General features: G+C 72.8%; 12 protein-coding genes and 1 riboswitch. Of the genes, 6 read left to right on the top strand and 6 right to left on the bottom strand.

The genetic code is table 11. The annotated features are described in order from the left end of the window. Nucleotides 1–2: 2 nt before the first annotated feature. A complete protein-coding gene (locus tag ACR9E9_RS01390; RefSeq protein ID WP_435200936.1) occupies nt 3–1,295 on the bottom strand; it encodes a saccharopine dehydrogenase family protein in 1,293 nt (430 codons plus the stop codon). A gap of 188 nt (nt 1,296–1,483) precedes the next feature. Between ACR9E9_RS01390 and ACR9E9_RS01385 the strand changes: the two genes are divergently transcribed. Genes ACR9E9_RS01385 through ACR9E9_RS01375 form a run of 3 tightly spaced genes read left to right on the top strand, consistent with a single transcriptional unit; the run spans nt 1,484 to nt 3,867 of the window. Beyond that, nucleotides 1,484–1,726, top strand: a complete 243-nt coding sequence (locus ACR9E9_RS01385) for a hypothetical protein (protein ID WP_435200935.1) — start codon at nt 1,484–1,486, stop codon at nt 1,724–1,726. Next, nucleotides 1,727–2,977 carry a JmjC domain-containing protein gene (locus ACR9E9_RS01380; RefSeq protein WP_435200933.1) on the top strand — a complete coding sequence of 417 codons (1,251 nt, stop codon included), beginning with the start codon at nt 1,727–1,729 and terminating at the stop codon, nt 2,975–2,977. Continuing rightward, entirely contained in the window at nt 2,974–3,867 is an 894-nt protein-coding gene (locus tag ACR9E9_RS01375; RefSeq protein WP_435200931.1) for a sucrase ferredoxin, read from the top strand. The genes ACR9E9_RS01380 and ACR9E9_RS01375 overlap by 4 nt, the downstream gene beginning before the upstream one ends. 104 nt (nt 3,868–3,971) lie before the next feature. On the opposite strand, the gene ACR9E9_RS01370 is transcribed toward ACR9E9_RS01375, so the two are convergent. Beyond that, entirely contained in the window at nt 3,972–5,486 is a 1,515-nt protein-coding gene (locus tag ACR9E9_RS01370; protein ID WP_435200929.1) for a metallophosphoesterase family protein, read from the bottom strand. A gap of 89 nt (nt 5,487–5,575) precedes the next feature. On the opposite strand from ACR9E9_RS01370, the gene ACR9E9_RS01365 reads away from it, so the two are divergent. After that, on the top strand, nt 5,576–7,240 hold the full coding sequence (locus ACR9E9_RS01365; RefSeq protein WP_435200927.1) for an FAD-binding dehydrogenase: 1,665 nt from the start codon (nt 5,576–5,578) through the stop codon (nt 7,238–7,240). A 98-nt stretch (nt 7,241–7,338) separates the two neighbouring features. On the opposite strand, the gene ACR9E9_RS01360 is transcribed toward ACR9E9_RS01365, so the two are convergent. Together ACR9E9_RS01360 and ACR9E9_RS01355 are read right to left on the bottom strand one after the other, a co-directional pair. After that, complete coding sequence (locus ACR9E9_RS01360) at nt 7,339–8,334, bottom strand: NAD(P)H-quinone oxidoreductase (protein WP_435200925.1); 996 nt, start codon at nt 8,332–8,334, stop codon at nt 7,339–7,341. Beyond that, on the bottom strand, nt 8,334–8,624 hold the full coding sequence (locus ACR9E9_RS01355) for a DUF4235 domain-containing protein (protein WP_435200923.1): 291 nt from the start codon (nt 8,622–8,624) through the stop codon (nt 8,334–8,336). The genes ACR9E9_RS01360 and ACR9E9_RS01355 overlap by 1 nt, the downstream gene beginning before the upstream one ends. A gap of 131 nt (nt 8,625–8,755) precedes the next feature. Then, nucleotides 8,756–8,858: riboswitch (TPP riboswitch) on the top strand. Nucleotides 8,859–8,938: 80 nt separating this feature from the next. Here ACR9E9_RS01355 and ACR9E9_RS01350 point away from each other — a divergent pair. Further along, entirely contained in the window at nt 8,939–9,580 is a 642-nt protein-coding gene (locus ACR9E9_RS01350; RefSeq protein ID WP_435200921.1) for an ECF transporter S component, read from the top strand. A 2-nt stretch (nt 9,581–9,582) separates the two neighbouring features. Further along, entirely contained in the window at nt 9,583–11,820 is a 2,238-nt protein-coding gene (locus ACR9E9_RS01345) for an ATP-binding cassette domain-containing protein (RefSeq protein ID WP_435200919.1), read from the top strand. Here the strand turns inward: ACR9E9_RS01345 and ACR9E9_RS01340 are convergent. After that, entirely contained in the window at nt 11,804–12,397 is a 594-nt protein-coding gene (locus tag ACR9E9_RS01340; protein WP_435200917.1) for a hypothetical protein, read from the bottom strand. The genes ACR9E9_RS01345 and ACR9E9_RS01340 overlap by 17 nt on opposite strands. Continuing rightward, nucleotides 12,394–13,323, bottom strand: a complete 930-nt coding sequence (locus tag ACR9E9_RS01335; RefSeq protein WP_435200915.1) for a hypothetical protein — start codon at nt 13,321–13,323, stop codon at nt 12,394–12,396. Before ACR9E9_RS01335 ends, ACR9E9_RS01340 begins: the two co-directional genes overlap by 4 nt. Between the last annotated feature and the right edge of the window lie 7 nt (nt 13,324–13,330).

Genomic DNA, 13,330 nt, shown 5'->3' with positions numbered 1-13,330 from the left:
GCTCAGTCGAGGCGGCGGGTCTCGATGGTGAAGTCGTGGTCCCGGAGGCGCTCGACGAGCAGCCCGTCCAGGGCGACGGCAGGCGTGAGCACGCCCCCGTCGCCCGGCACGTCGTCGCTGGCGAGGCAGAGCGCGGACTGGCCGAGCATGATCGCCGTGCCGCTGTAGCCGGGGTCGGCCTTCGCGGCGACGGTCGTGGCGTACCTGGCGCCGCTCGTCGTCGTCGCGACGACCTCCATGCGGAAACGGCCGTTGGTGCGCGACTGCTCACTGGGCCCCTCCCCGGGCTCGGGCAGCACCCGGTCGAGCAGCGCGCGGGTCGGGCCGAAGGAGAGCCCGCCGACCACGCCGAGGAGGCCGAGCGTGGTCCCCGCGGCGAGGAAGGGGGAGGCCAGCCGCGAGCCGTAGTCGGTCACCTCGTGGTAGCGGAAGGCGCGGCCGTACCGCCAACCCAGCAGGGCGTTGCTGCGGCGCACGACCCGGGTGTTGTACGTGGCCATGACGAAGGGGCCGGTCCAGTGACCGTCCTCGGTGCGGCGGACCGGGAGACGGGAGCCGATCGCCTTCAGCCGGCGTCGGCGGGGTGCAGTTGTGGTCGCCGTCGTCACCCGGGCCCGGTCGGCGCGAGTCGGCTCGGCCGCCCGGTCGGGGCTCAGGCCGTAGGTGTCGTTGATCGCCCGGCGGTCCTCGACGGACTCCGAGGCAGCGATCGTCTGCTGCCGCATCGAGGCGATCGTGCCCCCGGACAGGCCACCCTTGAGGCTGCGCACGAAGAGGACGGTGTCGGTGAGCTCGCCCGCCCCCTCTGCGGCGGCGACCCGCGCGGTCTCGAGCACGCCGAGGTCCGAGGGGATGGAGTCGAAACCGCAGGAGTGGACGATCCGCGCACCGGAACGTCGGGCGACGTCGTGGAAGGCCTCGGCGGAGTCCCGCGCGAAGAGGACCTCACCCGTGAGGTCCGCGTAGTGGGTCCCCGCGAGCGCGCACTCCTTGACCAGCGCACGACCGTAGAGCGCGTAGGGCCCCACGGTGGTCACGACGACGTGCGTCGACCCCGCCAGGTCCGCGCACGCAGCCGGGTCGGACACGTCGATGAGCAGGCGGGGCCACGTGCCGGCAGCACCACCGAGCTCGGCGGCGACGGCGTCGAGCTTGGCCCGCGAGCGTCCGGCGATGGCGATCCGCACTCCCTCGGGCGCGTGGTCGCGCAGATGGGCCGCAGTCAGTCGCCCGACGAAGCCGGTGGCACCGACGAGGACGATGTCGTAGGTGCGCTCACCCGTGGAGGAAGTCATGAGACGACAGTAACCCGTTGGGCGCCAACGCTTTCATGGCTCACGTCCCAGTGGACGTGACGCCGGGCGGATGGGTGCCACAGGTCACCTCGACCGAGACGGGTCTTCCGCCGGGACCGGTACTTCGGTAGACAGGGGGCAGCGATGGTGCTGCACGCACCCTCCACCGACTGCAAAGGAGAAGCATCATGACGCAGCCTCCGAACGAGACCCCCGATCCGCCCGAGGAGGCCATCGGCGGCGTGCCGACCGGAGCCTCGCAGGCCGGTGACGGCGGTGCTGACGGCGCGGCCGGCGACGGTGGCGCTGACGGTGGTGCCGGTGACGGTGGCGCTGACGGTGGTGCCGGTGACGGTGGCGCTGATGGTGGTGCCGGTGACGGCGGTGCCGACGGCGCGGCGGGTGACGGCGGCGCCGATGGTGGCGCCTGAGTGAGCGACCCCCACGAGGCCGGTGCACCCAGGCGGTGCACCGGCCTCGAGCGCATCCTCGACCTCGATCTTGCCGGCCTCGACGCGATCTGGGGCCGATCGCCCCGGCACGTCCCTGCGGCAGCCCTGCCGTCCCCCTTCGCCGATCTGCTGAGCACGCAGGATGTCGATGCCCTCCTGTCACAGCGGGGATTGCGGGCCCCCTTCCTGCGCGTCGCGAAGGAGGGGCGCACCCTGCCCGATGCCGACTTCACCCGCGGGGGCGGGGTGGGCGCCGCGATCGCGGACCAGCTCGACGACACGGCGCTGCTGCGGCTCTTCGCGAGCGGCCACACCCTCGTGCTCCAGGGGCTGCACCGCTCGCACCCCCCGCTCCTGCACTTCTCCCAGCAGCTCGCCGCCGATCTCGGGCACCCCGTCCAGGTCAATGCCTATGTCACCCCGGCCCAGAGCACTGGCTTCTCTGCCCACTACGACGTGCACGACGTCTTCGTCCTGCAGACCGCGGGGGAGAAGCGCTGGCGGCTCCACCGGCCCGTCCACCCCCACCCGCTGCGGGACCAGCCCTGGCAGCAGCGTGAGGATGCGGTGTCCGCGGCGGCAGCGGCCGACCCCCACCTCGAGGTCACCCTGCAGCCCGGGGACGTCCTCTACATCCCGCGCGGGTGGCTGCACGCGGCCACCGCACTGGGGAGCATGAGCACCCACGTCACCGTCGGGGTGCACGTGTGGCACCGCGGTCACCTCGCCGAGACCCTCCTCGACGAGGCACGCACGGCGGTGGCCGCGCACTCGGCCCAACGCACCTCCCTTCGCCCCGGTGTGGACGTCGGGGACGCCGACGACATCCGACACGACCTCGAGCAGGTGCGGGCCGCGCTCCTCGAGGCGCTGGCCGCGGTCGACGGGGAGCGGGCTGCCACGGCGCTCGAGGCCCGGCACCGGTCCGGGCAGCGACCCGAGCCAGTACCCCCGGTCGCCACCGTCGAGGCGGCGAGCGACCCGGGTCCGCACGACGTGCGGCCGCGAGCCCACCTGCGGGCCCGGGTCCGCAGGATCGACGGGGAGTGCGTGCTCGTCTCCCGGGCCGGGCGGGTCGTGCTCACCGAGGACGAGGCGAGGCTCGTCGAGCGGTGGCTCGGCGACGAGCCGGGTGCCGATCTCGGGCCGCAGCTCGCTCGGCGCCTGCTCCTCGCGGGGGTGGGCAGGCTCCGCGGCCAGGACCCGGACGCCGTAGGGTCGGCCACGTGAGCCAGTCCGCCCAGCCCCCCCGCTTCCGGTGCTCCGTCGCCGCCCGCGAGCGGGGCGACGTCCCTGTCGGCACGGCGGTGCCCGCGCCCTACTGGATGCTCGTCGGCCACCCCGGTCCGTGGCCGCCGAAGCCGATCGCGACCGAGCCCCTCACCGAGGTCGCGGACGAGCTGTCCGCCGAGCTCAACCGGGTCGGCGCCCGACTGCAGCTCGTGCGCCGGCACGGACGGCTCGAGGGCGATCTCGTCGAGGCGGACGGGGACCAGCCGGTCTTCCTCGTCGATGTGCGCCGTGGGCTCGTCGGACGCTCGACGTGGCAGACCCCGCAGGACCTCGTCGCTCTCGCCCGGCGCTTCGACGACCTGCCGGACCCGACGAGCGAGCCGCTCTTCCTCGTGTGCACCCACGGGCGCAAGGACGTGTGCTGCGCCATCGACGGCCGGGTCGTCGCCGCGGTCCTCGACGACGTGCTGCCCGGTGCGGTGTGGGAGACGACCCACCTCGGGGGAGACCGCTTCGCCGGCAATGCCGTGGTCCTGCCCGAGGGCTCGATGTACGGCCGCCTCGACGGGGAGAGTGCGCCACGGGTCCTGCTCGACCACCTCGACGGACGCGTCGACCTCGACCGCTGGCGGGGACGCTGCGTGTGGTCGCCGGCCGCCCAGGTGGCGGTCCACGACGTCCTCGGCAGCGAGCCGGGGGCGAGCCTGCCGGGCCTGCCCGACCCGGCCGTGTCCGTCCTCGCCGCCGACCGCTGGCTGGTCGACGTCGAGGTCGCCGGCGTGCGCCACCGCCGGGAGGTCGTCCGCCGGATGAGCGAGGGGCACCAGCTCACGTGCAGCGGGGGCAGCAAGCAGCAGGCGCTCTTCGCGGTGAGTGCTCCCGCCTAGCCCACACCCCCTTCGCGGTCGACGACCTGGACTGCGCCCGGGAGCCGGGATGCCCGCCGGAGAAGGATGAACGGGCCGCCGGCGTGGTCCTCGGCCACCCGCGGTCACTCTCCTGGCACGGACTCCACCTCGAGGTCGTCGCCACCGCAGGTACGGCCCTCGTCGACGTCCTTCGCGATCCGCTCGGCATTGACCATCGACACGGAGTCGTAGGTCGGGCTGCCCGAGAGGACCGACCGGAACTGGTAGCGGGTGAGGGCCTGCGCCCGGCAGTTCTCCCCGAAGGCCAGCACGTCGAAGGTGTGCGGCTGGCCGACGAGCTCCCCGTCCGTGCGCCCGATGAAGTGGCGCAGGGTCCCGGCTCCGGTGAAGGTCCCGACCTGGATCCTGTTGCCGTCCAGCTCGGCCCGGTGCATGTGACCGTTGATCCGCAGCTGGCCCGGTACGTCGTCGACGGCCGCCGGCTCGTGGGACACGGTCAGGTCCGGGGCCGGACGCTCGCCCCACGCCTCGAGCCACTGGTCGCGTGCCTCGTGCTGGTTGTCCTCGTCGCCCCGGAGCGGGTCGTCGAAGTAGCGCGGGTCGTTGAAGCCGGCGATCCGCACGCCGCCCACGGTCACCTCCTGGTACTCGTCGGGCGTCGGCTCCAGCAGGACCACGCCCTCGGTGTTCGCCATCTGCTCGAGCAGGCGGGTGTCGGTGCGCGAGCTCGCGTCGTGGTTGCCGCGGACGAAGACATAGGGGACCCCGAGCGAGGAGATGCTCCGGTGCAGGTCGCTCACGCCGACCTCGACGTTGCCGAAGGTGAGCAGGTCGCCGGAGTCGATGACGACGTCGATGTCCTGCTCCTCGATGATCGTGCGCATCAGCGCGTACTCGTTCGTCGAGTGGATGTCCGAGACCAGCAGCGCCTTGACCGCGGTCTCCGTGGGGATCCGGTGCGGTGCGTACTCCTGCTGCAGGGCGCTCGACAGCGCGAGCAGGTTGCGCAGGTAGGGGGTGGCCTCGTCGGCGCGCTCCTCGACGCTGGCGAGCAGGCCGCGCTTCGATGCGGCCAGCTCGAGCAGTCCGGTGGAGCGCAACGACTCGAGCCGATCCGGCGCGTAGGTGCGCTGGGCGGCGAGGCCGACACCGGCGCACGTGACGGCGGTGACCAGGACCCCGCCGACGACGCTGCGCCGCCCGGGCGCTCCGCGACGGCGCAGCCCGATGCCGAGGAGGACCACCCCCAGCCCGGCGAGCGCGCCACCACCGAAGCGCAGACCCACGCCGGTCGCCGCCTCACGGATGACGCGTGAGCGCTCCGCCGCACTGACGTCCAGGGTGGACGGGTCCAGGTTGCCCGACTGGACGAGCTGGGTGATCTCCGGCTTGACCCGGGGCTCGATTCGCACGCCGGGAGCGAGGCCGGCGAACTCCGCCGAGACGCTCCCGACGACGGTGTCGGTGCCGATGCTCGAGAGCTCACCCCAGCCGGGCGACAGGTGCACCTCGGCCGCGTAGTAGTCCGTCTCGACGGTCACCGGCCACAGGGAGGCGGTGATCATCCCACCCGTGAGGGAGGCCATGACGACGAGCAGGGTCATGGCGGCAGGCCGCAGGCGGGAGGTCCATCGCACGAGCACACTGTAGGTGTCCGCGGGCACGTGCAGGACGGGTGTCCGGGCCCCCATTGCTACTCGTCGGTAAGCGGGTCTACCCTCAGCGCATGGATGCTGATGCCGTTGTCGTGGGCCACGGCCTGGCCGGGCTGGTCGCCGCCGCAGAGCTCGCCGACGCCGGCCGACGGGTCCTGCTCGTCGACCAGGAGAGCGAAGCCAATCTCGGCGGGCAGGCGCACTGGTCCTTCGGGGGCCTCTTCCTCGTCGACAGCCCCGAGCAGCGGCGGATGGGCATCAAGGACTCCACCGACCTCGCGTACTCGGACTGGATGAACACCGCCGGCTTCGACCGCGACGAGGACCGCTGGCCCCGCGAGTGGGCGCGGGCCTACCTGGACTTCGCTGCCGGGGAGAAGCGCTCGTGGCTGCACCAGCAGGGCATGCGCTGGTTCCCGGTCGTCGGCTGGGCCGAGCGCGGTGACGGCTCCGCGCACGGTCACGGCAACTCCGTGCCCCGCTTCCACATCACCTGGGGGACCGGCCCCGGGGTCGCCGCCCCCTTCGTCCGCAGGGTCGAGGAGGCGAGGGACCGAGGGCTGGTCACCTACCGCCACCGCCACCGCGTCGACGAGCTGATCGTCGAGGACGGCGCCGTCGTCGGAGTCCGCGGTGCGCGCCTGGCCGAGGACCCGGCCGAGCGGGGCATCGCGAGCAACCGCGACAGCGTCGGGGGCTTCGAGCTGCGCGCGCCGGTTGTGCTCGTCGCCTCCGGCGGCATCGGCGGCAACCACGACCTCGTCCGCGAGAACTGGCCGGCCCGCCTCGGTGTGCCGCCGACGCACATGGTCACCGGCGTCCCCGCCCACGTCGACGGTCGGATGATCGGGATCACCGAGGCCGCCGGCGGCAACCTCATCAACCGCGACCGCATGTGGCACTACGTCGAGGGCATCCGCAACCACTCCCCGATCTGGGACCGTCACGGCATCCGCATCCTTCCCGGACCGAGCTCGATGTGGCTCGATGCCGAGGGCAACCGACTGCCGGCGCCGCTGCTGCCCGGGTACGACACCCTGGGGACGCTGAAGCACCTGCGGGCGACCGGCCATGACCACTCGTGGTTCATCACCAACCGGGCGGTCGCCGGCAAGGAGTTCGCCCTCTCCGGGTCCGAGCAGAACGAGGACCTCACGGGCAAGGAGGTCACCGGGGTCATCCGCAAGCGTTCGCTGGCCGAGGTCACGCCCTCGATGCAGGCCTTCCTCGACAAGGGCGCCGACTTCGTCCAGGCCGACACCGTGGACGAGCTCGTCGCGAAGATGAACGAGCTGGTCGAGGAGGGTGGCCCCCTCCTGGATGCGTCCCACGTGCGGCGTCAGGTCGAGGAACGGGACGGGCAGCTGGACAACCCGTACTCCAAGGACGCCCAGATCGCCGCGATGCGGGTGGCCCGCTCGTACATCGGGGACCGGATCTCCAAGCGTGCCTACCCACCGCACAAGCTGCAGGACCCGAAGAAGGGCCCGCTCATCGGCGTCAAGCTGCACATCCTCTCCCGCAAGACCCTCGGCGGTTTCGAGACCGACCTGTCCGCGCGGGTGCTCGGGCACGACGGGGAGCCGATCCGGGGTCTGTACGCCGCGGGCGAGGCGGCCGGGTTCGGTGGCGGTGGCCTGCACGGTTACCGGGCGCTCGAGGGCACCTTCCTCGGTGGCTGCATTTTCTCCGGTCGCGTCGCCGGCCGGGCGATGGGCGCCGAGATCGGCGACTGAGCTCCCGCAGACCCTCCCGGGTCGATGTACCGGGGGGCGGGGGAACCCACTCTCGGACATCGAATCCCGGGAGCTGTCACCTCGACGGCGGCGTCGGTCTACGGGGTGAGCAGGATCTTGCCGATGTGGCCGCTCGCCTCGAGCTCGCGGTGGGCGTCGGCGGCCCGGTCCAGCGGGTGGGTCCCGTGGATGATCGGGCGCACGGCACCCTCCTCGAGCAGCGGCCAGACGTGCTCGCGCACCGCGGCGACGATGGCCGCCTTCTCGTCGGCGGGGCGGGCGCGCAGGGAGGTCGCGATGACGGCGGCCCGCTTGCGCAGCAGGGCGCCGAGGTCGAGCTCGCCCGTGCGGCCACCCATGAGGCCGATGACCACGAGCCGGCCGGCGGTCGCGAGGAGGTCGACATTGCGGGGCAGGTACTTCGCGCCCATGAGGTCGAGGATGACGTCCGCGCCGTGGCCATCGGTGGCCGCCCGGACCTCTTCGACGAAGTCCTGCTCGCGGTAGTTCACGGTGATGTCGGCGCCGAGGTCCCGGCAGAAGGCGAGCTTCTCCTCCGAGCCGGCGGTCACCGCGACCCGCGCACCGGCGGCCGTCGCCAGCTGGATCGCCATCGTGCCGATGCCGGAGGATCCCCCGTGGACGAGGAAGACCTCACCCGGCTGGAGATTCGCCGTCAGGCACCCGGTGTTGGTGCCGAAGACGTTGGACCAGACCGTGCACGCCACCTCGGGCAGCCCGGCGGCGTCCTGGAGGGAGACCCCCGCCGGCACCGGCAGCAGCTGCGCCGCGGGTACGAGGACCTGCTCGGCGTACCCGCCCCCGTCGACGAGCGCGCAGACCTCGTCGCCGATGGACCAGCCCTCGACGTCGGGCCCGAGCTGACGGATCGTGCCGGAGACCTCGAGGCCGGGAAGGGGGGAGGCGCCCTTCGGAGGGGGGTAGTGGCCGAGGCGCTGCATGACGTCGGCGCGGTTGACCCCCGCCGCGGCAGTGTCGATGACGACCTGGCCGGGCCCGGGGCTCGGCGCGTCGACGTCGGTGAGGTGCAGGACGTCCGCGTCCCCCGGTTCGGTGATGGAGACGCCGCGCATCACGACTGGATCCCGAGCTCCTTGTTGACGTCCTCGCGCATCGGCTTGGGCAGGTGCCCGGCCGAGCGCTTGTAGATCGCCGCGGCCTGACGGGTGGTCATCGTGCGGGCCAGCCCGACGGCGACGCCGGCGAGCACCGCATAGGCGATGGCCTCGCCCAAGGAGGTGTCGGGGTTGGTCGGGTCGATCTCGGTGTCCCGGCCGGCCTTCTTCCACACCTCGGTGATCACCTTGTTGGCCACGATGCCGGCCATGATGGCCGACCCCGCACCGAGCAGTTTCCAGACCATGTTGCCCACGTCGGTCATCCCTTCGTCGTCACGGGTGGTCGCGGCGGGGGCCGCGCACCTCGGGTACGCGGCCAACACTGCCACAGCTCGGACCAGTCGCACCGGACCGGCGACGACGTGGCTATGCTGGAGGGGCACGACAGGGGAGCGCAGCAGCGCTGAGAGTGCGGGCAACCGCAGACCCTCGTACCTGATCCGGTTCGCACCGGCGTAGGGAGTCGAGTCTCAGGACCGTCGTCGAGGTCATGGCCGTGCCCGGCCCGGCCGAGGCGAAGTCCTCCCTGTGGGTTCCACGACACAGGAGAAGCAATCGCATGACCACCACGACCGCGAGCGAGCGCCGATCGGGCGCCGTCCTCGCCACCCGTCCGCTCATGGGCTGGCGCACCGTCGACCTGCTCACCGTCGCCTTCCTCGGGGTCGCCTTCGGCGTCGCCTACTGGGGTTACGGACTGATCTACAACGGCCCGATCTCCGCGCTCGGGTTGGCCTTCCAGCCGCTCTTCGGCCTCTTCGTCGGCTTCTGGTTCATCGCCGGTGTCGTCGGGGGGCTGGTCATCCGCCGGCCGGGCGCCGCCCTGGCCTGTGAGCTCATCGCGGCCACCGTCTCCGCGCTCTTCGGCAACCAGTGGGGCGTGACGACCGTCGTCTCCGGCCTCGCCCAGGGCATCGGCGCCGAGCTCGCCTTCGCCCTCTTCGCCTACACGGCCTTCGGTCCCGCCGTGGCGGTCCTCGCCGGGGCGCTGTCCGCCCCGCTGGAGTGGGTCTACGAGGCTGTCACCTACTTCCAGGACTGGTCCTGGACGTGGAAGCTCGCCTACCTGCCCCTGATGGTCGTCTCCGGCATCGTCGTCGCGGGTCTCGGCGGCTGGCTGCTCACGCGGGCTCTCGCCCGCGCCGGCGCACTCAATCCCTTCCCGCCGGGGCAGGAGGTCCTCGAGCAGAGGGCCGTCTGAGCGTGTCCCCCGCCGCGGGGCGGGTCGAGGTCCGCGGGCTCACCTGGCGTCCGATGGGACGACGGGAGCCGGTCCTGCTCGATCTCGACCTCACCCTGCCCGCGGGACAGCGGGTGCTGCTCGTCGGCCCGAGCGGGGCGGGCAAGTCCACCCTGCTGCGGGCGCTCGCGGGGTTGCTCCTCACGGTGGACTCCGGGGACCTCACCGGCAGCGTCCACCTCGACGGCGCCGTGCCCGGGGAGCGCCCCGGGGCCGTCGGTCTCGTCCTGCAGGAGCCGGGGTCCGGCACGGTCTCGGCGACCATCGGACGGGATGTGGCCTTCGGGCTGGAGAACATCGCCCTGCCTGCCGAGGAGATGCCGCCGCGGGTCGCGCGGGCGCTGTCGCTCGTGGGTCTGGACCACCTGCCCCTCGACACCCCCACGCACACCCTCTCCGGCGGGCAGACCCAGCGTCTCGCGCTCGCGGGATCGCTCGCCCTGCAGCCCTCGCTGCTCCTCCTCGACGAGCCGACCGCGATGCTCGATGACGTGACGGCGGCCGAGGTCCGTGATGCGGTGATCGCCTCGGGGCAGGGCCTGACAACCGTCCTCGTCGAGCACCGCATCGCCCCGTGGGTCGACCTCGTCGACCGGTTGGTCGTCGTCGGTCGTGACGGTCGTGTCCGGCACGACGGTCCGCCCGACGAGGTCCTCGGGCAGCACGGGGACGCGCTGACCGAGGACGGCATCTGGGTGCCGGGGCGCCCGGCCCCCGACCCCCTGAGGGTCGACCTCGCCCCGCTCACCCGGCACCCTCCTGACGCGGACCCGATCGTCAGCGCCGGTCCCGTCCACGGCCGGCCCCTCCGCGTCGAGCGCCGCCGCAACCGCCTCGACGGCAGCAGCGAGACGGTGACCGTCCTCGAGACGCACGAGAGCCTCGCGGTGGCTGCCGGTCGGGCCATCGCGCTCGTCGGACCGAGCGGTGGGGGCAAGAGCACGTGGCTCGCGGCGACCGCCGGGCTGCTGCCCCCTTCGTCCGGCCGGGTGGTCACCCACGATGCCCGGGACGTGGCGCAGGTCCCGGCCGAGGAGGTGGCCCACCTCCTCGGCTGGGTACCGCAGTGGAGCTCCAGCGCGCTCCTGACCCGGACCGTGCTCGACGAGGTGCTGCTCACCGGTCGCACCCTGGGCACCGCGGACGAAGGGCGTGCCCGTCACCTGCTCGACGCGCTCGGTCTGACGCACCTCGAGCGAGCCGACCCGCAGACCCTCTCCGGGGGCGAGCAGCGACGACTGGCCGTCGCGGCGGCGCTGGCCCACGGGCCGAGTGCCGTCCTCGCCGACGAGCCCACCGTCGGGCAGGACCGGGGCACGTGGGCGGCCGTGACCGGTCTGCTCATGGCCCACCGGGAGCGGGGCGGCGCCGTCGTCGCCGCGACCCACGACGGCGACCTGGTGCGGCTCGTCGACGAGGTGCGCACCGTCACGCCCCCGCCGCCACGCGAGACCCCACCACGCCCCCGGGCGGTCCTCTCGGCCTGCGGGCCGCTCTCCCTCTTCATCGCGGCGACCCTGCCGATCGTCGCAGCGGTGCTCTCCCCGGGGTGGCGGGTCTCGCTCGTCGTCCTGGGCTTGCTCGCGCTGGGGGCGGTCATCGGCCTGACCACCCTGCCCGGGACGGGGCGCGGATGGACCGTCGCGGGTCGGTGGCGGGGGCTGGCGCTCCGGCTCCTGCCCGGTCTCGTCGGGGGACTGGGGGTCGGGTGGTCGACGTGGCTGCTCGGGAGCCGGGACGTCGAGGAGGGCCTCTCCGCGGCGCTGCGCCTGCTCGTCATCGTCGTGCCCTCGGCGATCACGCTGGCCTTCATCGACCCGGACGACCTCGCCGACCACCTCGGTCAGCGGCTCCACCTGCCGCCACGCCCCGTCGTGGCCGTCGGCGCGGCCCTGCAGCGCATCCAGTCCTTCGGCGCGGCGTGGACCGAGGTGGGCTGGGCCCGACGGCTGCGTGGTCAGGGAGTGAGCTGGCGGCGGCCGCGCACCGTCATCGCCCATCTGTGGTCCTCCACCCTGGGGATGCTCCTGCGGTCCCTCGGCTCGGCGGCGACGCTGGCCGTGGCGATGGACGCCCGGGGCTTCGCCTCTGCCGGGCGCCGGACCTGGGCCGCTCCGGCGCCGTGGCGGTGGCCGGACTCGCTCGTCGTGCTGGCCGCGTGCGTGCCGATCGTCGTCGTCGTGCTCAGCAGGATCCCTTGAGGTCCTTGGTCCAGGCGACCCGCCACCCGGTGCTCGAGGGCCAGCTGCGGTTGATCACGTGGAACTCCACCGGGTGGGGCCCGCGGCCGTCGCTGCCCTTGACCTTCCGACCCTTCGCGTCGACCACGTGGACCGCGCTGTCGTCGACGCAGCCGCGGACGGAGACGAAGGGCGCCACCGCCTGACCCTTCTTCTCGGGGGGATTGAGGTCGGTCGTGACGGGCGTGGGTGGTGTCGTGAGCTTCGCCTCGCCCTCCTGCTTGCGGTCCTCGGACTCGAGCTCGAGGCTCTCGGCGATGATCTCGGTCGCGAGCTTGTCGTCGGCGAAGCCGATGGAGGAGGCCTCCCGATAGGTGCCCGGCCGCTGACGGATCGCGTCGCGACCGTCGATGAGCTGGTAGACGCTGGTGAGCGCCCGCTTCTCCGCGGTCTCGCTGTCCTCCCCGCTGTTCGAGGAGGCCGACGGCTGGGTCCGGGGGAGCCGCTCGCTCGCCCGCTCCTGGCTGCAGCCGGACACGACGAGGGCAGCGACCGCCAGGAGGACGAAGGGGGCGGACCCCCGTCGCCGTCCTGTCACCGGTTCACCACCTGGTTCTCGCCGATGCGGACGATGACCGAGCGGTGGGGGAGCTCGAGGTCGATCGAGTGCTCACCCGTCTCGTCGCGGTAGTCGACGGTCCACGTCGTCTTGACCTTGACCGTGTAGCTGCCGGGCTGCGTGTACTTGTAGCCGCAGGCGGGGGTCCTGTCCTTCATGTAGGGCTGGTAGGGCTCGGAGAGGCCGGTGCAGCTCACCAGCCCCTTGCCGTCACCCATGTCCCACTCGAGCTTCTTGACCTTCGCCTCGACGTAGTAGCCGCGGCCGGGCTCCTCGGCTCGGGGCGGTTCGAACACGCCACCGAGGGGTTCGCGGGGCCACATCCACACCCATGTGCCGATGGTGGACATCCGAAAGCCGTCCCAGCTCGTGTTCGGCGGGATGGGCGCCGGGGCCATCCCGGGGTACATCGCCAGGAAGTCGACGCCCACGGCGGTCTCCAGGTCCTCCTGCAGGTTTCCGCCGATGGGCGACTCGGGCGGCTGCTGCGCCCAGAACCCGTCCTTGGGGAAGGTCTCCCCGTCCTCGGTGGTCCCGAGGCAGTCGTAGAAGGTGCCGGTGGGCCGCCACTCGGGGTCACTCGGGTCCGGCTGCGGTTCCGAGGGCAGGACGTAGCACTGGCGCTCGTTGCTCCACGTGCCACCGGCGTCGTTGTCGCAGTCCACGCCCGTGTAGTCGGGCTTGCCGAGGTTGCACAGCGGCCGGCTGGGGCCACCGCCACCACCGCCGTCCCCGTCGCCCTTCTCGCCACCGAAGGTGATGCGGCAGTTGGCCCCGAACTTGAACTTCGTGCAGATGCTGGCCTCGCTCCTCGGGGCGGAGACGAGCGAGACGGCGAGGAGCAGCGCGGTCACGCACGCGACCGCGAGCAGTCGCTCGCGCCAGCGGGTGGTCAGGAGTGTCATGTGGCGG

Origin of the sequence: Janibacter sp. GS2, assembly GCF_051200835.1 — a bacterium.
GTDB lineage: Bacteria > Actinomycetota > Actinomycetes > Actinomycetales > Dermatophilaceae > Janibacter.
Note: the sequence above shows the minus strand (reverse complement) of the source record. Positions and strands in the feature narration are given on the sequence as shown.